Below are 23636 nucleotides of genomic sequence, written 5' to 3' on the forward strand. Positions count from 1 at the left end.
AATATATGGTGAAAATGAAAAATAAATTTCAAAGAATTTGTAACGGCGCGCTGTTTGCGGCGGCGGGGCTTGCGTTAGGCGCATGCACGCTCGAACCCGACTATGTCGTGCCTGAAACTCCGCTTGACGCGCAGGCGGAAAAAATGGAAAACTTTAAGTATGCGGAAGGCTTGTGGACCGACGCAAATCCAAGCGACGCCCAACTTAAAGGCAAGTGGTGGCAGATGTTTAACGACGCCAAGCTTTCCGAACTTATCGAGGCGTGCCGCGAAAAAAATCCGAATTTGAAATCGGCGTTTTACGCGGTGGAACAGGCGCGCCAGAAGGCGAGAATGACAGAATCGGAACTCTATCCGTGGCTAAACGGCAATGTAAGCTACTCCAAAACCGATATTTCCGAGAATGAATTTTCATACCGCGGCGCGTATGAAGATTACAGAATAGGCTTGGGGCTTACTTGGGACTTGGACTTCTTCGGCAGGGTGCAGGCTCTTCTTGCAAGCGAAGTCGCCGATGCGCAGGCGTTGCGCGCCGCCTATGAAAACACGATGCTTATGCTCGAAGCAAACGTGGCGAGCGTCTATTTTTCAATCCGCCAGTACAACTCTGAAATTCTGCTTTTGGAAGAAACCGTGAATGTGCGTCAAAAGCAGGTTGACCTCGTCACAAACAGGGCAAAGGCGAAATATGCGCATGAAGCCGATGTAAAAAGGGCAGAACAGCAGTTTTATGAAGCCGTTACCCAGCTTGCGTCCGTCAAGAAACTTCGCGATGCGGCGACCAACCAGCTGGCTTACCTTACGGGAACAATACCCGCGAATTTGCAGGCAACAACCGAGCCTATTGCGGAAGTCCTGCCGAAAATCCCGTCTATTATTCCGTCTCAGCTCTTGGAGCGCCGTCCCGACATAGCGCAGGCGGAGCGCGGCGTATTTTCAGCCAACATGAAAATAGGGGCTGCAAAATCGGCGTTCTTCCCTACAATCCAAATTACTTCATCGCTTGATTTGGCGTCTCAGGACATCGGGGATTTGCTCGAAGGAAATTCGCTTGCGTGGGGCGTAAGCCCGCGTCTTTACCTGCCGCTTTTCCAAGCAGGAAAGCTTTATGCCCAGTACCAGGTTGCCCTGTCTCAGCATTTGGAAGCTTCGGAAAAATACAAGGCGACTGTTTTAAACGCGATTTACGAAGTGGAAAACGCGCTTTCTGAAATCAAGAATTTGAAGGACGAATACGAAGCGCGCGCAAAGAACGCGGCTGCCGCAAAGGCGGTTGAGGAGCTTACGCGCAACCAGTTCGATTCGGGCGTCATCGACTACTTTGAATATACCGATGCCGAACGTTTGGCATTGAACAGCGAACGCGAACGCATACGTCTGCGCGGCGAGCAGTTCCGCAGTGTTGTTTCGTTGGTTTTTGCAATAGGCGGGGGCGTTGACGAAGAAAAAGAAGGCGAAAAAACGGCAGTTAACTAACGTTTTCGCAATAAAAAAATCTTCCAAAACGGATTGATTTACAAAATCGTGGTGTTAAAAAACATTGCGATATTTAAGCAGAAGACGGCGTTGGTTTTTATTGATGCCGCCTTTTTTATGCGCGGGCAAGGCGGTATTTTCACTGTATTCTTTAAATTTAATTTCTTTTTCGGCTGAAAATAAAAAGGAGACTGCCATTTTGCAATCTCCCGAAAAAGAATTTTCCAACGTACGGTTTAAAGACAAAAGCTTATTTTAAAGCGTTTAACGCCGCGTCGTAATCGGGTTCTTTTGTGATTTCGGAATTTAGGGCGCAGTAGGAAACTTCGCCTTCTTTTGAAATTATCACGATTGCGCGCGCCAAAAGCCCTTTTAATGCACCGTCTTCAATCAAGACTCCGTAGTCTTTCGCAAAAGAGCTTTCCCTGAAATCCGACAGCGTTTCAACGTTTTCAATGCCTTCTGCCGCGCAAAATCTGCCTTGCGCAAAAGGAAGGTCTTTTGAAATACAAAGCACTTTTACATTCGGCATTTTTGCGGCAAGCTCGTTGAACTTGCGCACGCTCGCCGCGCAGACTCCCGTGTCAATGCTTGGAAATATGTTTAGAAGAAGCCGCACATCGCTTTTACCTTCAAACGAAAATTCGCCAAGGTCTTTTTTTACGAGCTTGAAAGACGGGGCTTTTGCTCCTTTTGCAATGAATTCACCCGCAAGCTTGCAGGGTGTTCCCTTAAAATTTACTTTGTTTGCCATAAATTTTTTATCGGCTTTGTTTGTTGGTTTTTAAAAATTTATTTACAAGGGGGGCGGAATTTTTAGAGTGTTTTTATGAAATATTTTATCAGCGCCATTTATGCGGGGCTTATGATTGCGTTTGGCGGCGCGGTCTATGTCGCTTCCGACAACAAATATGCCGGCTCTTTTCTATTTTCTCTGGGGCTTTTGACTGTTGTGTTGCGAGGTTTTGATTTGTACACGGGTAAAATCGGCTATCTCACGCTTGCAAAATTTGACACTTCGGTTTTCAATGTCGCAAAGGCTCCGTTTTATTATCCCGTGATAATTTTCGGCAATTTTGTGGGCGCGTGGCTCTTGGGGACTGCATTGCGCTGCACGCGCTTTTCGGACGCCGTAATTCAAAAGACTGCCGCGCTTTCAAATGCCAAGCTTTCCGACGATCCTTTAAGCATATTCATTTTGTCCGTTGCATGCGGGATTATGATGTTTTTGGCGGTTGACGGCTACAAGAAATCGCAAAACTGGCTCTTTGTCATACTGCCTGTGATGGTTTTTATAATTTCGGGGTTTGAGCACAGCGTGGCGAATATGTTTTATTTTTCCGCCGCCGATATTTGGGACGCAAAAACTGTTTTCTACGAATTTTTGATGATACTTGGCAACGGCGCGGGCGCGATAGCCTACCGCGTTTGCGAAAAATTGAAATAGGGGGCTATTTTACAATTCTTGCAGGAAGCCCCGCCGCGAGCATCGCTTCTTTTGCCTGGTTTATCGAGTATGTGCCGAAGTGGAAAATTGAAGCCGCCAAGACCGCGCTCGCCTTACCGTATTTTACGGCGTCAACGAGATGTTCAAGCTTGCCCGCGCCCCCCGACGCAATGACGGGAATGCGCACCGCTTCGCTTACCGCCCTGGTAAGCTCTATGTCGTAGCCGTCTTTTGTGCCGTCGGCGTCCATTGAAGTCAAAAGTATTTCACCCGCTCCGCGTCTTTCTACTTCGCGAGCCCATTTTACCGCGTCAAGCCCTGTTTTGTTGCGTCCGCCGTGCGTGTAAACTCCCCATTTGCCATTTTCTTCCCTTTTGGCGTCTATTGCCACGACAATGCACTGGTTGCCGAATTTTGCGGAAGCTTCCGAAATCAAATCGGGGTTTGTTATTGCGGAAGTGTTTAGCGAAACTTTGTCTGCGCCCGCATTTAGCATTGCCCTTATGTCTTCTATTGTGCGCAGTCCGCCACCCACGGTGAGCGGCATAAAGCATTGACTTGCGGTTCGCTCCACAACGTCCCTCATAATCGCTCTGCCGTCGCTCGAGGCTGTGATGTCCAAAAAGACAAGCTCGTCCGCGCCTTGCGCTTCATAGGCTTTCGCCTGCTCCACGGGATCCCCTGCGTCAATCAAGTTTACGAAATTTACGCCTTTTACTACTCTGCCTGCATGCACGTCGAGGCACGGAATGATTCTAACACTTAACATTTTTATTCAAAAGTCGGGTCAATGTCCAAAGTTTCGTTGGGGTTCAAGGTAAGCTCCCCGAGGTTCGACGGGATTTTATCGTTTAGCCATATCGAAATTTTCACGGGTTCTGAGATGATGCCCTCGCACTTCCATTGATATTTGCCTATTTCAAGCAAGTCCATCGCAGTTCCTTTTTCTTGGCTTAGACCCGCGCCGTTTCCGCGAATGCATGGGGTGTTGCCAATGCCCAAAAAGGCGTTTACAACCACCGCTGTGTCTCCGCTTTTGATTTGCTGCGGCTTATGCGCTTGCGGGAGTTCTTCTTCGGGGAAAAGCGTGTCTTCGCGGGCGATTTTTTCTTCATATCTGCTTACGCCTTCGCTTACTTCGCTGTAAGTTTCGGTCTTTTCCAGGTCTTCCATTGAGATTGAAGAGGCGGTGTCGGAAGCATTCTGCTTTTCAAGCGGAACTTCAACGCCGTTTGACTCTTCAGGGGCGTTGCCCTGCCTGTTTTTTTCTATGAAGCGCGATACTGTTTTGCGCGTTGAAAACGACTGCGAGTTTTGGAAAGCCTTGTCGAGCATTCCCGCCCATTTGGGGTTGCCTTTCGCTTCGCTTTTTGGAGTTTCATAGTCTTCTGAAATCGGCTCTTCGTCTTCGGGGTCTTCCATTTCTTCTTCGAGATTATCGTCTTTGCCGAAGTCTTCGTCGTCAAAACCGCCTGATTTTTCATCGGCAACTTGCAATTCTTGTTCTTCTTCCGCCGTTTCTTTGTTTGGCTCTTCCGGTTGCTCTGTCTCTTCTTCGATTTTATCCTGATTTTCTTCAGAAGAACTTTCTTCGCTTGTTTCTTCAAGCTCTTTTGTTTCTTCCGCGAAACTGTCCGCTATGTTTTGGAGTTGTTCGCAAATGTCGTCCAGAATCTGAAATTTGCCTTCCGATTTTTCCGACAGCGTTTCGATTTTACCTCTTAAAAGTTCGATTTCTTCCGAACAATTTGATTTTTGCGCAATATTTGCAAAATCGCTTTTGAGCGCGGATATTGACAAGTTTAAGCTTTTCAACTCTTCCTCGAATTTCAACTCGCCGCTTTCTTTTAATTCGGCAAGTTCCGCTTCGAGAGATTTCGACAGGGCGTCGAGCCTTTCTATTTCCTCTCCCGCGATGTCGATTTTTTTAATCTGCTCCATCAGTGCGTCGCGCAGAGTGCGCAAATCAGCGAATATTTGCCGAATTTCCTTTGAGGATTTTAAATCCACGTCTTCGGAATTTCTTTTGCGCGCGCTTAAAACGATGGGAACCAAAACCATGAACATCGCGATTAAGACGACCGCCGCCAATGCAAAAGTCTGTCCCGCTTCGAGAGGCTCTTTCAAGAATATGTTGGGCAAGGCGATTAAAAAAACCGCCAGAAACATTAGAGCGTCAGCCGCGAAAATGGGGAACATCGAAAATTTCTTTTGCATGGTGGTGTTTCCTTTTTTTACTTTGATGAAATTGCGTCAACGTAGCCCGCCTTGCGATATACTTTCGACATCATTTTGTCGGCTCTGCGCTGGGCGGCGGCGGCTCCGCGTTTTAGCACACTTTCCAAATATGCCTTGTCGGTCATAAGCTCTTCGTACTTAATGCGTATCGGGTCGAACTTGGCGATGACAGCATCTGCCACCGCTTTTTTGAATGCGCCGTACTGTTTGCCTGCAAATTCGCTTTCAATGTCGGAGACAGACTTGTCGGTGACGGAACTCATTATGCTGATTAAATTGGATATGCCGCTCTTTTCTTCGGCGAATTTTACTTCGCTTCCGCTGTCTGTCACCGCACTCATGATTTTTTTGCGCAGTACATCGGGAGTATCTATCATATAGAGGGAGCCGAGCGCGTTTTTGTCGGATTTCGACATCTTTGCGTCGGGATTTTGAAGAGACATTATTCTTGCGCCCGTTTTGGGTATGTAGGCTTCGGGCAGGTTGAATGTCGGCGAATATGTGTTGTTGAACTTTTGCGCCAAGTCTCTTGCAAGTTCCATGTGCTGTTTTTGGTCTTCGCCTACGGGAACCAAGTCGGCGTTGTATATCAATATGTCTGCCGCCATCAAAACGGGATAGAACAGAAGCCCAGAACCTATCGAAGCTCCGCCTGCGCCCTCTGATAGCTTTCGCGCCTTGTCTTTAAACTGCGTCATTCTTTCGAGCTGACCGATGGGGCAAAGGCATGCCAATATCCAGGTGAGTTCCGCATGCCCGCGCACGTTACTTTGAATGAACATGCTGCACTTGTCGGGATCAAGCCCGCATGCCAAATACTGCGCCGCGCACATATATGTGTTTTTGCGAAGTTCCGCGGGGACATATGGCATCGTTATTGCATGCATATCGACTATGCCGAAATAGCATTCGTAATCTTCCTGCATTTTAACCCATTGGCGAACCGCGCCTATGTAGTTGCCCAAGTGCAGTTTGCCGGTCGGTTGGGCGCAAGTTAAAACGACTTTTTTTTGCAAAGATTGATTTTCCATTTTCTTATAGAGATAAAATGCAATTAAAACTGCTGTTTTTCAATAGTATTTTTTTCAAAATACCGCCAATCTTTATGTTAAAGAACTTGACAATGTAAAATTTTGTTTTTTATATAAATTATATTCTGGTTTTATTCTTAATTTTTTTGGCTTATGAAAACTGCAATACTTTCCTCAATCGTTTGTGCTACTGCCGCGTCGCTTTTTGGCGCGACTTATTATAACGACAATGCCTCTCAAACCCTTGCCGACATCTTGGGCGAAAATACTCCATCTTCCGCCGACAACATTCAGCTTAGATACGGCATAGAAGTTGAAAACAATGCCGACATGTCTTTGGGGGAACTCGAACTTTCATATCCGCAGGGCGGTGCGTCTTGGACGCAGTCTGCGGGGACTCTCACTGTAGGAAGCCTTTTGGTAGGCAACGCCACTGAAGAGGGCACGAAGGGGCTTTTGTAGGTGGAAAGCGGCGCAAAAGTTGTTTTTAGCGGAGAAAACACTGCTACTTCAAACACTTTCATACAGGTTGCCCGACAAGCGAATTCAACGGGGCAGATAGATATTTCAGGTGAATTTCAAACTGCCTACGCGGGCGATTTTACCATCGGGCAAGGAACGCTATCCAATGCCGTGGTTAATGTAAATAGCGGCGGAAAGCTTTCGATTGACAATATATCAAACCTCTATCTTGCCTCCGGTAGTAATTCCAACGCAGAATTGAATGTGTATGGAGACATGACGGTTTCTAACGGAACCATTTATTTGGGAAGAGGGACTACTTCAAATGCGCTGTTAAATATAGATGGTGGCACTTTTCTTTCAAATAAAACCTCAGGCGATTTGAATTTCTTTGTCGGTGATACGGGACATGCGGATTGCGTTGCTACGGTCAGAGTACAAAACAATGGCGTTTTGCAACAGCAAAGCGGCACAAAAAATATCCAGTTTAACATAGGAAGGCACGGTATCGGCAATCTCGAAATTCTTTCGGGCGGCGCGGTTTACATGGGCGGCAATTTCACCATGGGCGACAGGAGCGATTCTGTTGCAAACTTGATTATGGATAACGGTAAAATCGGCGGCGCGACAGGAGGAACGTCATATTCGGGAGATATCTATATGGCGACAGCATCGGGTGCAAAGGCGACTGCAAATATTTCAAATGCTTCCGAAGTCAGGATAAGGGCGTTTTATATGTCGCAGGGCGGCAATAACGCAAGTTCGTCATTGGTTTTGAAAGACCAAGGCACGCTGTTTCAAGTAAGCCTTGTAAACGACGCCAACTACCTTTGCAAAATCGGCGTAAATGGAAACACGACAAACTCCGCGCTTATTGAAATCCATACGGGCGCGCAATTTAGAAACAATCAGAACACCGTCAACCTTTACGAATCGGGGCAGATTAAGTTTGTGCTTGATTCCGACAATGCAGGCTATGCGGAGGAAAATTCAATTGCTATGTTCCGCTCTCCCGTTTTGAACGTCGTAAAGTCGGATACGGATACTTCTTCTCCGTTTGTTATTGACGGCTCTAAATTGAAGGCGAATGACAATTACACGGAAGGGCAGGAAGTTGCATTTATTCTGATGTCGGTTCAAACTTTGCTTTTTAATGACGTTGAAGTCGATTTCTTGGATTTGAGCGACGAAATAAAAGAATCGCTCTTTCTCATTTCTCACAACGAAAATTTGGACTCGTGGCAGAATTTCGGCTACGACAATCTTTCCCACGACGGCGAAAACTTTATTTTGACTTTGACTTACGTTCCCGAGCCTTCGGCTTGCGCGGCGGCTTTCGGAATTTTGGCATTTGCCCTTGCGCTTTTCCGCGGAAGAAAAAACGGCGGAAAGTAAGTTCAAGGTTTTTGCTAAAAGTTGATTTTTTGCGGAGGTTTCTTTTTGAAGCTTCCGCTTTTTTTGCTTTTTGAAACAGGCGGATTTGTTCCGATTTTTTGCGTCTTTTATGAAGCTCATTTGTTGATTTTTTGGTTGACGAGATTTTTTATGAAGCGTAGCTTTAATGGCATCATAGAATAATGTCGCATTGTTTTTTCTCGAAACGGCAATGCGATTTTATTCGCGTTTTTACCCTCTTTGGGAGGGAATATTTCAAATACTAATCAAATATAAAAAACATATGAAAAATAAGTGTATTACGGACGCAAATGAAGCAGTGGCTTCAGTGGCATTCAGATTGAGCGAAACCATCGCCATTTACCCGATTACACCGTCTTCTCCGATGGCGGAATCCTGCGAAGAATGGGCGGTTAAGGGCAAGAAAAACATTTGGGACGCCACTCCGGAAATTTCACAGCTTCAAAGCGAAGGCGGCGTTGCAGGCGCAGTCCACGGCGCATTGGCAACAGGCACTTTGATGACCTCTTTTACGGCGTCGCAGGGTTTGCTTTTGATGATTCCGAACATGTACAAAATCGCGGGCGAATTGACGCCTTTCGTTCTCCACGTTTCCGCCCGCGCGCTCGCTTTCCACGGCTTGTCGATTTTTGGCGACCAGGCTGACGTAATGGCGTGCCGCCAGACGGGGTTTGCGATGCTCTGCTCAAATTCGGCGCAGGAAGCCCACGACTTTGCGGTAATCGCGCACGCTTCCACTTTGGAATCGCGCGTTCCCTTCTTGCACTTCTTTGACGGTTTCCGCACTTCGCACGAAATCAACACCTACGAATTCGTAACCGACGAAATCTTGAAGGAAATGGTTCCCTATGAAAAAGTCGTCGAATTCCGTTCCCGCGCTCTCAGCCCCGAACATCCGTTCATCAAGGGCACTGCGCAAAATCCCGACGTCTATTTCCAAGGTCAGGAAGCCCGCAACATTTTCTACAAAAACTGCATTGACATCGTCCAAGCGAACATGGACAAGTTCGCTAAATTGACGGGTCGCCAGTACCGCTTGTATGAATATGTCGGCGCGCCCGATGCCGAACACGTAATCGTTGCAATGGGTTCGGGCATTCAAACCATTGAAGAAACGGTTGCATACTTGAATTCCAAGGGCGGCAAATACGGCGCGTTGAAAGTGCGCCTCTTTATGCCGTTTGATGCGGAACGCCTCTTGAAGGAGCTTCCCTCAACCGTCAAGACAATCACCGTTTTGGACAGGACAAAAGAACCGGGTTCTTTGGCTGAACCTCTTTACCAGGACATTGCAACTTCCATCGTCGAAGGCAGAAATTCAGGTCTTATCAAAATCGATCCCGTTCTCTTGGGTGGCCGCTACGGTTTGGGTTCTAAGGAATTTACTCCCGCAATGGTTAAGGGCATCTTTGAAAACGCCCAGAGTGCAAAGCCGAAAAACCATTTCTCGGTCGGCATTGTTGACGATGTAACAAACAATTCCATTTCTTACGACGAATCTTTTGACCTTGAAAGCGACAAGGTTTTGCGCGCCGTATTCTTCGGCTTGGGTTCGGACGGTACGGTCGGCGCAAACAAGAATTCAATCAAGATTATCGGCAACGCCACCGACAACTACGCGCAGGCGTACTTCGTTTACGATTCCAAGAAGTCGGGCGGCATCACGGTTTCGCACTTGCGCTTCGGCCCCGAAGAAATCAAGGCTCCGTACCTCATCAAAAACGCGCAGTTTGTTGCATGCCACCAGTTCTCGTTCATGGACAAGTACGACATTCTTGACAGGGCGGCTGACGGCGGCGTATTCCTCTTGAACTCCATTCACGGCGCGGACGAAGTTTGGAACTATCTAAACCGCGATGTTCAGGAAAAGATTATCGCAAAGAAGCTTAAATTCTATGTAATCGACGCATACAAGGTTGCAAAGGAAACGGGCATGGGCGGCAGAATCAACACCATCATGCAGACATGCTACTTTGCAATTTCGGGCGTGTTGCCGCGCGAAGAAGCCATCGCAAAAATCAAGGCTTACGCTGAAAAGACTTACATGAAGAAGGGTCAGGCTGTCGTTGAAAAGAACTTCAAGGCAATCGACGCTTCCGTTGCAAACCTCCACGAAGTGAAAGTCCCGTCTGCGGTATCTTCTCAGAGAGGTTTCCCGAAGGCAGTTTCGGACGAAGCTCCCGATTTTGTAAAGCGCGTGACAGCGATTATGATGAGCGACAAGGGCGACTCTCTGCCCGTTTCGGCAATGCCTGTTGACGGTGTATGGCCTTCCGCAACCACAAAGTGGGAAAAGCGCAACATCGCAATCGAAGTTCCCGCTTGGAAACCCGAACTTTGCATACAGTGCGCAAAGTGCTCGACAATCTGCCCGCATGCGGCAATCCGTGCAAAGTTCTATCCGACGGAACTTTTGAAGGACGCTCCAGAAACTTTCAAGAGCGTTCCCTTCCGCAGCAAGGACAATCCGAATTGCTCTTTCACCATTCAAGTTGCGGCAGAAGACTGCACGGGTTGCGGCTTGTGCGTATCGGTATGCCCCGCAAAGAGCCGTACGGAAGAAGGAGTAAAGGCGTTGAATATGACCGCGCAAGAACCTATCCGCGAAAAGGAACACGACAATTTCGAGTTCTTCTTGAATTTGCCGAATCCCGACCCGCTGAAACTTTCCGACACCGTAAAGGACGTTCAGTTCCGCCAGCCCTTGTTTGAGTTCTCCGGCGCGTGCGCAGGTTGCGGCGAAACTCCGTACATCAAAATGCTCACCCAGCTTTTTGGCGACAGGCTTTTGATTGCAAACGCAACGGGTTGCTCTTCGATTTACGGCGGCAATCTTCCCACGACTCCGTATGCAGTAAACAAAGACGGCAGGGGCCCCGCTTGGGCAAACTCCCTCTTTGAAGACAATGCGGAATTCGGTTTGGGCTATCGCATTTCTTTGGATGCCAAGGAAAAGATGGCAAAGGAACTTTTGGTAAAGCTCTCTTCCACTGTCGGCGAAGACTTGGTAAAGTCGATTCTCGAAGCCGACCAGTCAAGCGATGCGGGCATTGCGGCTCAGCGCGAAAGGGTTGCGGCTTTGAAAGCCAAGATTGCAAACGACACAAGCTTTGAAGCCAAGGCTCTCTTGCCTCTCGCAGACGACCTCGTTGAAAAGGCGGTCTGGATTATCGGCGGCGACGGCTGGTCTTACGATATCGGCTACGGCGGTCTCGACCACGTTTTGGCAAGCGGCAGAAACATAAATGTTCTCATTCTCGACACCGAAGTTTACTCCAACACGGGCGGTCAGATGTCGAAATCAACTCCGATAGGCGCGGTTGCAAAGTTTGCCACAAAGGGCAAGTCAACCCCCAAGAAAGACATCGGCATGCTTGCAATCGACTATGGCAACATTTACGTTGCGCAGGTTTCGATGGGCGCAAAGGATACGCAGGTTGTTCAGGCAATGCGCGAAGCCGAAAGCTACAAGGGCGCGTCTTTGGTCATTGCGTACTCTCACTGCATATCGCACGGCTTCAACCTTTCAAGCGGCGCGGAACACCAGAAGATTGCGGTTGACTCAGGCTATTGGCCTTTGTACCGCTACGACCCGCGCAAGATTGCAAAGGGCGAAAATCCGTTCAAGCTCGACAGCGCGGATCCGAAACTTCCTGTAATCGAACACATGAAGAACGAAAACCGCTTCAAGCAGTTGATGGCTTCCAACCCTGCAAGGGCGGAAGAGCTCGCGAAGTTAGCGCAGGAATTTGTAAATGCCCGCTGGGCAAAGTACAAGTATCTCGCCCAGAGATAAGCATTCCGTTGAATGTTTTGCAAACGCCCGCAAGCATAAAACTTGCGGGTGTTTTTGTTTTGATTTTTGCCAAAAAACGTTTTGTCGGTATTTTGATATTGAAAGATTTTTTGCGAAATTTTTTAATCGAAGAATGAAAAGAATATGTTTTTTGCTTTTGTTTTTTTGCGGACTTTGTTCTTTCGCAAACATAAACAAGGAAATTGAAAACCGCGCGGACTTGTCCGATTTTGACACCGCGCCTTTCATCGATATTTGGAAATCCGGCAAAATGCCCGGCAAGGTAAGCGCGAAGGGTGCGGAAGTAATGAAGGGCGAATTTGCAAAAAACAACCAGCGCAAGGGCTTTGTCATAGAAAACGTCTCAAAGCCGCAAATTCAATTTTACGATGTCGAGGGCGCGAAAAACGCTCCCGCAATGCTCGTATGCCCCGGAGGAGCTTACCTTAGCTTGCAGTATTCAAACGAGGGCTTGCGGGTTGCCAGATTTTTGAACAGCCTCGGCATAAAGGCATTTGTTTTGAAGTACCGCGTCCCATACAAAATGAACGAGCGCGACCCGATAAACATGGACGCGCAAAGGGCAATCAAATATATCCGCCACAACGCGAAAAAATTCGGGATAGACCCGAAAAGGGTGGGTATGATAGGCTTTTCGGCGGGCGCAAACCTGACCGCGTGGATGTCTTGCAATTTCGACAAAAAATTGTACGAGCCGATTGATAAAATCGACAGCCAGTCCGCACGCCCCGACATCGCATGCCTTATTTATCCTCATCTTTTGAACAAGGGTTCTACTTACAATCCCTCGGATGAAATGATTGTCCGCGAAGACACTCCGCCGTCATTTGTGGTGCACGCGCAAGACGACCGCGTCCCGATGGCAAGTTCGCTCTCTTATCTCATGCAGCTTTATGAAAAGAAAGTTCCTCTCGACGTTCATTTCTTCTCAAAGGGCGGGCACGCATTCAGCGTAATAAACATGCGCGGAATACCAATCGACGGCTGGACCGATATGCTCATAAAATGGCTTGCCTACCGAAATTTCATAGATAAAGACAGGCAATAAATCCATTTTAAGAATGCCGTTGCTTGCGAAAATATTGTAGGCTTCGCGGTAATTGATTACAATCCAGTAGGCGTACTGTTTCGCTACGGCATAGGGGCTGCGCGGATAAAACGGGGTGTTTTCCGTTTGCGGAATTTCCTGAACTTTTCCGAAAAGCTCAGATGTCGATGCTTGGTAAAATCTTGTCTTTTTCACAAGACCTACATCTTTTATGGCGTCCAAAAATCTGAGGGTTGCAATGGCGTCCACATCTGCAGTGTATTCGGGAACTTCAAAGCTGACCTTGACGTGCGATTGCGCGCCGAGATTATAGATTTCGTCAGGCTCCGTCTTTTCGAGTATTCGGTTTAAGTTTGAAGAGTCTGTCAAATCTCCGTAATGCAGGAAGAGGCTGTCTTTTAGCGCGGGATTATTGTACAAATGGTCAATTCTCTGCGTATTGAACAAGCTTGAACGGCGTATGATGCCATGGACAACATAGCCTTTGGAAATCAAAAGCTCCGTCAAGTACGAGCCGTCCTGCCCTGTGATGCCTGTAATAAGTGCTTTCTTCATAGAAAATAATTCTATGGGGAAAATGTCTCAAAAAAAAACCGATTTTATCAATTAAAAAATGTCAAAATTTTCCTTTATGTTGCGGGGAATTGGAAATTTAAAAACAAGCGCGGCTTTATTTTGAATATGCCATTGTTAAAATATCTTTAAGGGGATTTCCCGGACACGGTTTGCGCAGTGAAACCGCTTTTTAATTTCTTGACATCTCTCGCTGGACATTCATACATATTTTCTCTAATATTGTTTTTGACAATAAGAACAAATATGCCAGATATTTCCGCAAACAATAAACGCATAGCGAAGAATACTTTACTGCTATATTGCCGTACATTGATTACAATGGCGATTTCGCTATACGCAAGCCGCATAATATTATTGCAGCTGAGAGTGGATAATTTCGGCATTTATAATGTTGTAGGCGGCGTAGTGGCCATGTTTTCCGTTATTTCGTCGGCATTGTCGTCGTCCATTAGCCGCTTCATCACTTTTGAGTTGGGGCGCCAAGATTTTAAGCGTATGGGGGCGATATTCTCCACCAGCGTCAATATTCAGATTTTTCTTGCGATAGTGATATTGCTTCTTGGCGAAAGCATAGGCTCATGGTTTCTTAATTGTAAGATGACAATACCGCCTGAAAGGCTGTATGCCGCAAATTGGGTGCTTCAATGTTCGCTGCTTACTTTCTGCGTTAATCTGATAAGCGTGCCGTACGTCGCGTGCATTGTGGCGCATGAAAGGATGACTGCTTTCGCCTATATAACTATTCTTGACGCAGTTTTGAGATTGGCGGCATGTCTGTCGCTGGCATTCGCCCCCTTTGACAAGCTGATATTTTATTCGCTTCTTATGCTTCTGGCGGCGGTGTTTATCAGGTTTATTTATGGATTTTATTGCAGCGGGAATTTTGCGGAATGCAAGTATAGGTTCATAAAAGACACGTCCATTGTAAAAGAAATGGCGAGCTTTGCCGGATGGAACTTTTTCACCAGCGCCGCCTACATTTTCAATATACAGGGCATAAGCATTTTGATTAACATATTCTTCGGGGTGGCATTTAACGCCGCCCGCGGCATTGCCATGCAAGTGGAGGGCGCGGTAACGCAGTTTGTGGGAAATTTCACAATCGCTATCAACCCGCAGATTACCAAAAATTATGCCGCAGGGGAAATCGCCAAAATGTTTGCATTGATATGCAGGGGGGCAAAATTCTCCTATTTTCTTCTTCTTATTATGGCAGTTCCGTTAATTATCGAAACGGAAACGGTTCTTTCCCTTTGGCTTAAAATAGTGCCTGAAGACTCTGTTATATTTGTCCGGCTGTCTCTTGTAGGCGCGATGGTGAATATATTGGGCAATACCGGATATACGGCATGTATGGCGACCGGCAATATCAAAAAGTACGTTATTTATATTACATCGGTCGGCTTGTTTGTTTTCCCGCTGTCCTGGATGGCTTTTGCGCAGGGAATGCCCGCATATAGCGCTTATGTTATTTACATTCTTGTCTACATTGCAGTCAACGCGACAAGGCTATATATAATGAAGGGGCTGCTGAATTTTCCGATAAAGCTATTCTTAAAGGAAGTTCTAACTCCCGTGGCGCTTACAACCATAGCCGGCTGTATAGTTCCTGCCATGCTCGCCGGCGCAATGCAGCCAAACGTTACGCGACTCTTCGCGACAATCGCCGCGAGCGTAGTCTCCGTAGGCTTGGCTACATGCTTTCTCGGCTTGACAAAGCATGAGCGCCAGATGACAATCGGAAAAATATTCCATAAAATCAAAACAATAGTCAGATGGGCATAAAATCAAAAATCATGCATTTGGTTTCTTTCCTTCTCCATGGGGAATCGAAGCCGATTTATGCTCAAGTTTCATATCTTAGCCCAGGCAATCGCCTTGCGGGGAAGAAGATTATTATTACCGGGGGTGGCCGCGGTTTAGGTTTTGCGATGGCGAAAAAATTTGCCGCAGAGGGCGCGGAAGTGTTAATTGCTGGGAGAAACGAACAGACTCTAAAAGACAGCGCCGCCATGATTGGCTGCCGGTATCTGAAGCTGGATGTGTCAACCCCTTCAGAATTTGAGCCGTTCATCGAAAAATCGGAAAAGATTCTTGGAGGCGCAAATGTATTGGTCAACAATGCCGGCATTTCGCTCCATGAGCGCACCTTTTTTGACGTAACGCCAGAGACATTCGACAAGCAAATCGATACAAATCTTAAAGGAGCGTTCTTCCTGACCCAGGTATTTATAGCGCATCTTAAAAATAGAAACACGAAAGGCAATGTGCTGTTTGTTTCTTCCGAAACGGGAGATACAATGGATTTCCGCCCTTATGGATTTACAAAGGCGGCTGTCAACAGCATGGTTCAAGGCTTGGCATACCTTTTCCGCAAAGAAGGCATCCGCATCAATGCGGTTGCCCCCGGAATAACGGCATCCGATATGACCGGCATAAAAGCCGGCGGCAATCTTAATGCGGGGGAATACGCAGCCGGCAGGTTCTATCTGCCCGAAGAGGTGGCGGAAATTGCGGCATTCCTCGTCTCGGATTCTTCGGGTTGCGTTTCCGGCCAGATTATTACATGCAACAACGCCCAGACAATCAACGCCCGATGGAAATAAATATTTAGAATTATGAATTCAAAATTTCATTATACAAACGAGCGCAATGTGCAGATAGTAATCGCCCTTCTCAAAGCCCACGGAATTCGCAGGGTGATAGCTTCTCCTGGCACAACAAATATGACATTTGTCGTAAGCGTCCAGAATGATCCCTGGTTTAAGGTATGGTCTTCCGTAGATGAAAGGAGCGCCGCATATCTCGCCTGCGGCATGGCGGCGGAAACTGGAGAGCCGGTGATTATAAGCTGCACCGGCGCAACCGCGTCGCGCAACTACATGCCCGGACTTACGGAGGCTTATTATCGCAAGCTTCCCGTACTTGCAATTACTTCAACCCGAGGCAACCATCGATTGGGGCATCTTGTTGACCAGCAGATTGACCGCCGAAATTTGCCCAACGACATAGCAATGGAGTCTGTCACGATTCCAATGGTCAAGGATGCCGAGGACGAGCGGATGTGCGAAATTAATGCGAACAAGGCCATTCTTGCGTTAAAACTTGGCGGCGGGGGGCCCGTCCACATTAATATGTACACTAAATACGGTAAAAATTTCGGAGTGAAAGATCTTCCCCCCGCCAATGCGATATATCGCCATACGGTCTTTGATGAATTGCCGCGGATCCCAAATGACGGGCGCGTCATCGTTTATGTAGGCTCCCATGCGAATTTTACTGAGAAACAGGTTGAGGCCATAGACAGATTTTGCGCAACCCACAACGCGGCGGTATTTTGCGACCATACAAGCGGTTATAGAGGCAGATACGAAGTTCACTGCCAGCTGAGTTCCGGACAAAAAAAATGGAGATCGGAGCTCAATAACGCAAATCTTTGCATACACATCGGAGAAGTTAGCGGCGATTTATATTTGCCGACATTTAAACATGTCTGGAGAGTTAGTCCGGACGGCGAATTGCGCGATACATGGGGCAAGCTTCGCAGGGTTTTCATGATGCCGGAAGAAGAGTTCTTTGAGCGCTATTCGGAGGACGGGGCTTCCCATACGGAATATGTCGATGCAATCAATGACGAAATAGAGCAGATTAAATCCAAAATCCCTGAACTTCCGTTCAGCAATATTTGGATGGCGCAGCAAGTGCATTCCAAACTGCCCGCAGGCTGCGAGTTTCACATGGGTATTTACCACTGCCTGCGCTCTTATAATTTTTTCAAATTGCCTGCCGGCATTCAGGCAAAGTGCAATGTCGGCGGGTTCGGAATTGACGGTGGGATGTCGACTATGGTTGGCGCGTCGCTGGCAAATCCCGAAAAGCTCTTCATAGGAGCATTTGGCGATCTTGCATTCTTCTATGATATGAACGTCGTAGGAAATCGCCACGTGGGCGGCAATGTGCGCATTCTCTTGGTTAATAATGGAAAGGGGAACGAGTTCCGCAACTATGGCCATCCATGCTGCTTTCTTGGCGATGAAGCGGATAAATTTGTAGCGGCGGCGGGGCACTACGGCAACAAATCCAATGCGCTTGTCAAGCATTATGCGGAGGATTTAGGATATGAATATCTAACGGCAAGTTGCAAGGAAGGCTTTCTTTCGGTTTTAGACCGGTTCTTGTCTCCTGAAATGACGGGCAAGCCAATGCTTCTTGAGGTGTTCACGGAAACTCAAAACGAAAGCGATGCCTTGGAACAAATTCTGAATTTTATGGAAGGCGATTCCATGTCAAACTTTGTTGAAAAGACAAAGACCGCGATAAAATCGGCGCTCAAAGAAACTCTGGGAGAAAAGCGAATCAATGCGGCCCGCGATTTCATAAAGGGTTAAACGGTGAAAATAGGCATATTAACATTACATCGCGCGCACAATTGCGGAGCTGTGATGCAGTCGTGCTCGCCGTATAGGCGTATTGTCCCGCAAGGGTATGGCGCTGAAATAATAAATTACAGACCGCGTCGCTTCAAAAAAGTTATTGCTTTTTCAATATGAAAATCGGAATTTTGACACAGCCTTTATATTCAAATTACGGAGGCGTGCTGCAGGCTTATGCGCTGCAAAAGGTTTTGCGAAATTTAGGGCATGAGCCGACGACGCTCAATTACGACAAAAAAACAAGTTTGCCGCCGCGCAAAAAAGTGATTTCTATTATAAAAAGAATAGGCGCGAGGCTTGTTTGGGGCAGGCGAATTTCCCTCTCGCTTGATACCATACCGTTCCCCGATACAAATTTGTACATCAGAAATTTTATTGCGGAGAACATAAGCATGACGCAAAAGTTTTGCCCGCCGCTTAAATTTGAGGATATTGCCGGCTTCGGTTTCGGCGCGTTCATCGTCGGCAGCGACCAAACTTGGCGCCCATGCTATTCGCCGCATTTGCCGACATTTTTCCTGGATTTTATCCCAGAAAATTGCCCCGCAAAAAAAATTGCCTACGCTTCCTCTTTCGGCACCGGAGATATGGAATATTCCGAGAGCGAGCTCGCCGTTTACGCGCCTTTGATGCGCAAATTTGACGCCGTATCGGTAAGGGAAAAATCGGGAGCCGAACTCTGCAAAAAATTTTTCGGCGCGGACGCCGCGTTTGTCCTCGACCCGACTATGCTTTTGAACGCCTCCGACTATGAAACGCTTATCGAGCTAGACAGGCGAAGGAGCATTTTAAAGGGCGACGATTTGCGCGGTTTTTGCTCGTCGTACATATTGGATAACTCCCCGGAAAAAGAGAGGTTTTTTGCGCGCGTTGCGGAAATCCGGCATTTGAAAACAAACAAAATCTCGATTTCCGAAAAATTTCCGCCGAGAAGCCTGGATTTGGATTCCTGCATGCTTCGCCCGGTAACCGAGTGGCTCGAAACCATAAAAAATTCCGGTTTTGTCGTAACGGATTCCTTCCACGGAACGGTCTTTGCAATCTTGTTCAAAACGCCGTTTATTTCGATAGCAAACGAGGGCAGGGGCGCGGACCGCTTCAAGTCGCTTTTAAGCTTGTTCGGCTTGCAGGAAAGGCTTGTCCACAATTATGACTTGGCGGAAGCCGAGCGCATTGCTAATTTGCAGATAGATTGGAATAAAATTGGCGCGGCATTGGAAGAAATGCGCGAATATTCGTTGAATTTTCTGAAAGAAAACTTGTCGTAGTTATGTTTTTTTCAATCATAGTTCCCGTTTATAATGTTGAAAAATTTTTGCCGCAGTGCGTCGAAAGCGTTTTGGCGCAGACCTTCGGCGACTTTGAGCTGGTTTTGGTAGATGACGGATCGCCCGACGGCTCCGGCAAAATTTGCGACCAATACGCCGCGAAAGACGCGAGGGTTGTAGTTAGGCACATCCCCAACGGCGGCGTAAGCCGCGCGCGCAATGTGGGGCTTGACGCGGCAAGGGGGCAATGGTGCGTCTTTGTCGATTCCGACGACTGGCTCGACCCAGACTTCTTGCAAAAAAATTTTGAGGCGATTTCGGCAAACGAAAACGTGGATTTTGTAATATCCGGCATGCGTTACTTGAAGGGACTCCACGCCGACGAAGTTGTTTACAAGCCTGCGGTTATAACCCCGCGTGAGGCGTATTTTGACCGGGGCTTTTTCAGAAGCGGTGGAATTTTCAAGGCCTTTAAAATGTCGGTTTTAAACGGCAATAATATCCGATTCAGAACGGATTTGCCGCGCGGAGAGGACAATGTCTTTCTCGCGGATTTCCTGAATTGCGCGCAGTCTGCTGCCGCTATCGATTATTGCGGCTACAATTACAGGTGTTCGCTAAATCCGTCTCTTGTGAAAAAGACTTACCCCTTCGAGGTCGAGCGCGAGATTTTCCTATCGTACCTCGCCTGCGCGAAAAGGGCGTTGAACGGGGCGGAAATGCCGCAGGATATTTTGGGCTATTTTTTCAGGGTTGTTTTTAATGTGGTAAAATCGCTTTACCGCCCGTCTACAAAATTGCCGCGCCGTCGCAGGATTGAATGCCTTAAAACTCTGCGCGCAGAGGCGGGCTTCCTTGCCGGGCTGCAAAAAAAATCGTTCTTGCAAAGGCTGTTTTTATCGGGAAAATTTGCGAATTTCGACATTTTGATGCTTGTTTTAATCTGGCTTAAAATGGTAGCATTAAGGCCGGTTTTTAATTGGAAAATAAAAAGAGACTGGAATCGGGCCCTGAAAAGCCCTTCGACAAAGACATATATTTAGAATCTTGAAATGAATAGGAAAAAAATCGCAATAGTTGCGGGCACGAGGCCCGAAGTCATCAAGATGGCGCAAGTTTACCATGTTTTAAAGACTTCCGACATTTTGGAGCCTGTATTCATTTCCACCGCGCAGCACCGCCAGATGCTTGACCAGGCGTTGCGGATATTTTCAATCGTTCCCGATTTCGATATGGACATCATGCAGGCGGGGCAGACTTTGACTGATTTGACAGCGCGTCTGCTTTCGGCTTGGAAAGATTATTTCTCAAAATCAAAGCCCGATGCCGTTTTGGTTCAGGGAGACACCACGACGGTTCTTGCAACGTCCATCGCGGCATTTTATGAAAGGATACCTATCGGGCATATTGAAGCGGGGCTTCGCACTTACAATTTCGACGCTCCTTTCCCCGAGGAAATGAACCGTCGCCTCACCGACCCGATTTCAAAGTGGTGTTTTGCTCCCACAAAATGCAGCTACGACAATTTGATAAGAGAAGGCGTCAATCCCGCTTCCTGCTTTATTACGGGTAATACTGTAATCGACTCTCTTTTGTGGATGCGCGAAAGGCTTACAAAAGACAACATTTCGGCGTTTGAAATGGCTAAAAAATGCGGAATTTCAGAAGATTTTGCGCGGGAGTTTTTAAGCGGAAAGAAACGCTGGATTTTGGTGACAGGGCATCGCCGCGAAAATTTTGGCGGCGGTTTTGAAAATATTTGCGCCGCGATAAAGGGGATTGCGGACAAGTATGAAGATGTCGGCATCGTTTATCCCGTACATTTAAATCCGAATGTCCAAGAACCCGTAAACAGGCTTCTGGCGGGGCATGAAAGAATTGCTCTCATAAAGCCGCTTTCTTACGAGGACTTTATTTGGTTTATGGACAAGTCATTCTTCGTTTTGAGCGATAGCGGCGGGGTGCAGGAAGAAGCTCCGTCGCTTTCAAAGCCCGTGCTTGTAATGCGCGATACAACCGAGCGTCCGGAGGGTGTAGAGGCGGGGACATGCGAACTTGTCGGAACTGATGTCGCAAAAATCATGTCGTCTGCTTCGAGGCTTTTGGACGATGGAGCGGAATACAGGCGCAGGGCAATGCTGAAAAATCCGTATGGCGACGGTACTGCCTGCTTAAAAATCAAGGAAATTTTGGAAAAAGCATTTGTATGCTGAAAAAATTGGCGATAATCACAACGCCCCTTTACGACTTTAACGGGCAGAAATTCAACATCGGTGGCGTAGAGCATTACATGCGCACCCTTGCGCATATCGGATTTTTGCGCGGGCTTTCCGTAGAAGTTTTCCAAAGGGGAGATTTGGAGGGCAAAAAGGATTTCGGCGAATTTAAGGTTGAAAGCGTAAATGTTTCGTCAAACCAAAAGCTTTTTGACTATGCGTGTTCAAAGGCGGGGGAAGATTCTGTCGTAGTTATCGCAACCGACCAGATGGACATCAAAAGCAGGGCGAAAAACGTGGTTGTAATCCAGCACGGCATAGCTTTTGATTATCCGTTAAATTCGACGGGGCTTGCATGGCATAAAGACGTATTCATAAAATTTTTACGGTGTATAAAGAATGTAATGCGCGCCCGTTTTGTTAAAAACGTCGTATGCGTTGACTATAATTTTTTCAACTGGTTCCGCACTCTCTCTTCGTTTGATAAAGATGCAAATGTTTGGATTATCCCAAATTACTCTTACGGCGCGATAAGCGAAAGCGAATTGAAATCAAAGCTTGAGGGCAGGGGCGGCAAATTAAGGATTTTGTTTGCGCGTAGATTTGTGGAATACCGCGGAACGGTGATTTTCAAAAATATCGCAAAACGTTTGCTTTCTGAATTTGACAATCTTGAATTTACCTTTGCCGGCGACGGTCCGTTGAAGCCTATGCTTGAAGGGGAGTTCAAAAACGAGCCGAGAGTTTGCATCACGAAATACAATTCCCTCGAAAGTGTTGAGTTTCACAAGAATTTTGACATAGCGTGCGTGCCGACAATCACATCTGAGGGTACTTCGCTAAGCCTTCTTGAGGCGATGAGCGCGGGGTGTTTCCCGATAGCAACTCATGTCGGAGGAATGACGAACATTATTTTGGATTCCTACAACGGTTTTTTGTGCTATCCGAAAGAAGAGGCTGTTTACGATGCCTTAAAAAAAGCCATTCTCATGAAAAAGCCCGATTTTGACAGGATTGCAACAAACGCATGGCTTAGCGCAACGCAGTCTTTCGGGCTCTCAAACTGGAGCGAAAAATGGAACGCGGTTTTCGACAAAATGTCGGGCGAAATTTAGAAAATTTTGGTTTCCTGCGCCCTGATCGCGTTTGCCGAGAGCATCAGCCCGATTGAGCCGCACATTATATCTTTTGTGTTCCCGTCAAAAAACATGAAAGTTAAATCGGCAATGAAAAAGCATAAAATCCAGTAGGCGGGGTATCTGTACTTCCTGAAAATATATAAAAGCCCCCTTATTGCTCCCGTAAAAACTGAGATTGCCAATGTTGCGCCTATTATACCCATTGAGTACAAGATTGCAATAGGTGTAAAGTGGCAGTATCCTAAACCGTAGGATTTCAAAAACAATTCTCCGCCAAATATGGGCGATTGGTGGAATTGCTCCATGCCTTCTATCCAAAGGTCGTATCTGCTAAATTCCACGGAGCCTTCATTGATTCTTTCCTTGTAATCCAAAACTTTTATAAACCTGCTCCACGCAGTCGATACTGCAAGATACGGAGTGATAAACAATGCGGATATGGAATATGTGGTTAGCGCGTAGGAGAAGGAAAAAGGGGAGCGCAAACTTACTATTGCATAAAATATTATAATGGGAATAAATGCGAAAAAAGGAGACCGCGAGTCGCACATAAAAAGATTTAGCAATGCCAGTAAACCTCCCAATGGACCCAATATAAATTTAAAAATCAAATTTTTGGAAAAAAACATGATGAAAGGCGAAACTGCAATCAGGTATTGCATGGGATATTTTATGGAAGTGCGTGGAATAGAAGATTCCACAGCGTAGCTATCAAAGGACATTGTTGAAAGCGCATTGCGGTGGACAAACAAAATAATTATAACGTCTAAAAATAGCGGTAAAAACAAAAGCATTGGCTTGGAAATTATGTACTTAAACCGCTCTCTGCCGCAAATGAAAATCACAAGCATCGACATATTTGCCACAAATATGTCGTAAAAAAACTTCATTTTAATTTGAAAGGGTTGCTCATTCGGGAAGAATATCCAAAAAACAACAAAATAGTAAGCGGCAAATATAAGAAGCGCAAAAAATGAAATTGTAATTGGGGGCATGTCCCTTCGCAAAATATCCATGAGAATCAAAATAAACCCTATGGATAATACTGTTACTCGCAGACCACCTGATAT

At 46.8% G+C, this 23636-nt stretch carries 18 protein-coding genes and 1 pseudogene; 13 read left to right on the top strand and 6 right to left on the bottom strand.

Going from position 1 to position 23636, the window contains the following annotated elements:
* The first annotated feature begins 14 nt into the window (after positions 1-14).
* Positions 15-1475, top strand: a complete 1461-nt coding sequence (locus MOX91_RS00795; RefSeq protein ID WP_370396171.1) for an efflux transporter outer membrane subunit — start codon at positions 15-17, stop codon at positions 1473-1475.
* Positions 1476-1725: 250 nt separating this feature from the next.
* On the opposite strand, the gene tpx is transcribed toward MOX91_RS00795, so the two are convergent.
* Positions 1726-2229, bottom strand: coding sequence for a thiol peroxidase (gene tpx / locus MOX91_RS00800; protein WP_370396172.1), 504 nt, complete (start codon positions 2227-2229; stop codon positions 1726-1728).
* Between the two features lie 75 nt (positions 2230-2304).
* Between tpx and MOX91_RS00805 the strand changes: the two genes are divergently transcribed.
* Entirely contained in the window at positions 2305-2922 is a 618-nt protein-coding gene (locus MOX91_RS00805) for a formate/nitrite transporter family protein (RefSeq protein ID WP_370396173.1), read from the top strand.
* Between the two features lie 4 nt (positions 2923-2926).
* On the opposite strand, the gene hisF is transcribed toward MOX91_RS00805, so the two are convergent.
* Genes hisF through trpS form a run of 3 tightly spaced genes read right to left on the bottom strand, consistent with a single transcriptional unit; the run spans position 2927 to position 6191 of the window.
* Positions 2927-3691 carry an imidazole glycerol phosphate synthase subunit HisF gene (gene hisF, locus MOX91_RS00810; protein ID WP_370396174.1) on the bottom strand — a complete coding sequence of 255 codons (765 nt, stop codon included), beginning with the start codon at positions 3689-3691 and terminating at the stop codon, positions 2927-2929.
* 2 nt (positions 3692-3693) lie between these two features.
* Positions 3694-5139, bottom strand: coding sequence for a hypothetical protein (locus tag MOX91_RS00815; protein ID WP_370396175.1), 1446 nt, complete (start codon positions 5137-5139; stop codon positions 3694-3696).
* Positions 5140-5156: 17 nt separating this feature from the next.
* Positions 5157-6191, bottom strand: coding sequence for a tryptophan--tRNA ligase (gene trpS, locus MOX91_RS00820; protein ID WP_370396176.1), 1035 nt, complete (start codon positions 6189-6191; stop codon positions 5157-5159).
* Positions 6192-6344: 153 nt separating this feature from the next.
* Between trpS and MOX91_RS00825 the strand changes: the two genes are divergently transcribed.
* The 4 genes from MOX91_RS00825 to MOX91_RS00840 all read left to right on the top strand — a co-directional run bounded on the left by MOX91_RS00825 (position 6345) and on the right by MOX91_RS00840 (position 12934).
* A complete protein-coding gene (locus MOX91_RS00825; protein WP_370396177.1) occupies positions 6345-6653 on the top strand; it encodes a hypothetical protein in 309 nt (102 codons plus the stop codon).
* Positions 6654-8048 carry a hypothetical protein gene (locus MOX91_RS00830; RefSeq protein WP_370396178.1) on the top strand — a complete coding sequence of 465 codons (1395 nt, stop codon included), beginning with the start codon at positions 6654-6656 and terminating at the stop codon, positions 8046-8048.
* Positions 8049-8331: 283 nt separating this feature from the next.
* On the top strand, positions 8332-11865 hold the full coding sequence (nifJ, locus tag MOX91_RS00835) for a pyruvate:ferredoxin (flavodoxin) oxidoreductase (RefSeq protein WP_370396179.1): 3534 nt from the start codon (positions 8332-8334) through the stop codon (positions 11863-11865).
* Positions 11866-11998: 133 nt separating this feature from the next.
* The gene (locus MOX91_RS00840; RefSeq protein WP_370396180.1) at positions 11999-12934 is read left to right on the top strand and encodes an alpha/beta hydrolase; all 936 of its coding nucleotides are present in this window, start codon (positions 11999-12001) and stop codon (positions 12932-12934) included.
* 9 nt (positions 12935-12943) lie between these two features.
* Here MOX91_RS00840 and MOX91_RS00845 read toward each other — a convergent pair.
* A pseudogene (locus MOX91_RS00845) lies at positions 12944-13489 on the bottom strand (GDP-mannose 4,6-dehydratase); the annotation flags it as partial.
* A gap of 339 nt (positions 13490-13828) precedes the next feature.
* Here MOX91_RS00845 and MOX91_RS00850 point away from each other — a divergent pair.
* The 7 genes from MOX91_RS00850 (at position 13829) to MOX91_RS00880 (ending at position 22542) form a co-directional block, all read left to right on the top strand.
* Positions 13829-15295 carry an MATE family efflux transporter gene (locus MOX91_RS00850; RefSeq protein ID WP_370396181.1) on the top strand — a complete coding sequence of 489 codons (1467 nt, stop codon included), beginning with the start codon at positions 13829-13831 and terminating at the stop codon, positions 15293-15295.
* A complete protein-coding gene (locus MOX91_RS00855; protein WP_370396182.1) occupies positions 15286-16116 on the top strand; it encodes an SDR family NAD(P)-dependent oxidoreductase in 831 nt (276 codons plus the stop codon). Before MOX91_RS00850 ends, MOX91_RS00855 begins: the two co-directional genes overlap by 10 nt.
* A 12-nt stretch (positions 16117-16128) precedes the next feature.
* Positions 16129-17898: a thiamine pyrophosphate-binding protein gene (locus MOX91_RS00860; protein ID WP_370396183.1), complete on the top strand. Its 1770-nt coding sequence runs from the start codon at positions 16129-16131 to the stop codon at positions 17896-17898.
* A gap of 158 nt (positions 17899-18056) precedes the next feature.
* Positions 18057-19211, top strand: coding sequence for a polysaccharide pyruvyl transferase family protein (locus tag MOX91_RS00865; RefSeq protein ID WP_370396184.1), 1155 nt, complete (start codon positions 18057-18059; stop codon positions 19209-19211).
* A 2-nt stretch (positions 19212-19213) separates the two neighbouring features.
* Positions 19214-20254: a glycosyltransferase family 2 protein gene (locus MOX91_RS00870; protein ID WP_370396185.1), complete on the top strand. Its 1041-nt coding sequence runs from the start codon at positions 19214-19216 to the stop codon at positions 20252-20254.
* A 9-nt stretch (positions 20255-20263) separates the two neighbouring features.
* Entirely contained in the window at positions 20264-21424 is a 1161-nt protein-coding gene (wecB, locus tag MOX91_RS00875) for a non-hydrolyzing UDP-N-acetylglucosamine 2-epimerase (protein WP_370396186.1), read from the top strand.
* Positions 21418-22542, top strand: coding sequence for a glycosyltransferase family 4 protein (locus MOX91_RS00880; protein ID WP_370396187.1), 1125 nt, complete (start codon positions 21418-21420; stop codon positions 22540-22542). The genes wecB and MOX91_RS00880 overlap by 7 nt, the downstream gene beginning before the upstream one ends.
* Here the strand turns inward: MOX91_RS00880 and MOX91_RS00885 are convergent.
* Entirely contained in the window at positions 22539-23456 is a 918-nt protein-coding gene (locus tag MOX91_RS00885; protein ID WP_370396188.1) for a hypothetical protein, read from the bottom strand. The two genes, MOX91_RS00880 and MOX91_RS00885, sit on opposite strands and share 4 nt — an antisense overlap.
* Positions 23457-23636 lie beyond the last annotated feature (180 nt).

The organism is Intestinicryptomonas porci, assembly GCF_033971905.1.
Taxonomy (GTDB): domain Bacteria; phylum Verrucomicrobiota; class Verrucomicrobiia; order Opitutales; family Intestinicryptomonadaceae; genus Intestinicryptomonas; species Intestinicryptomonas porci.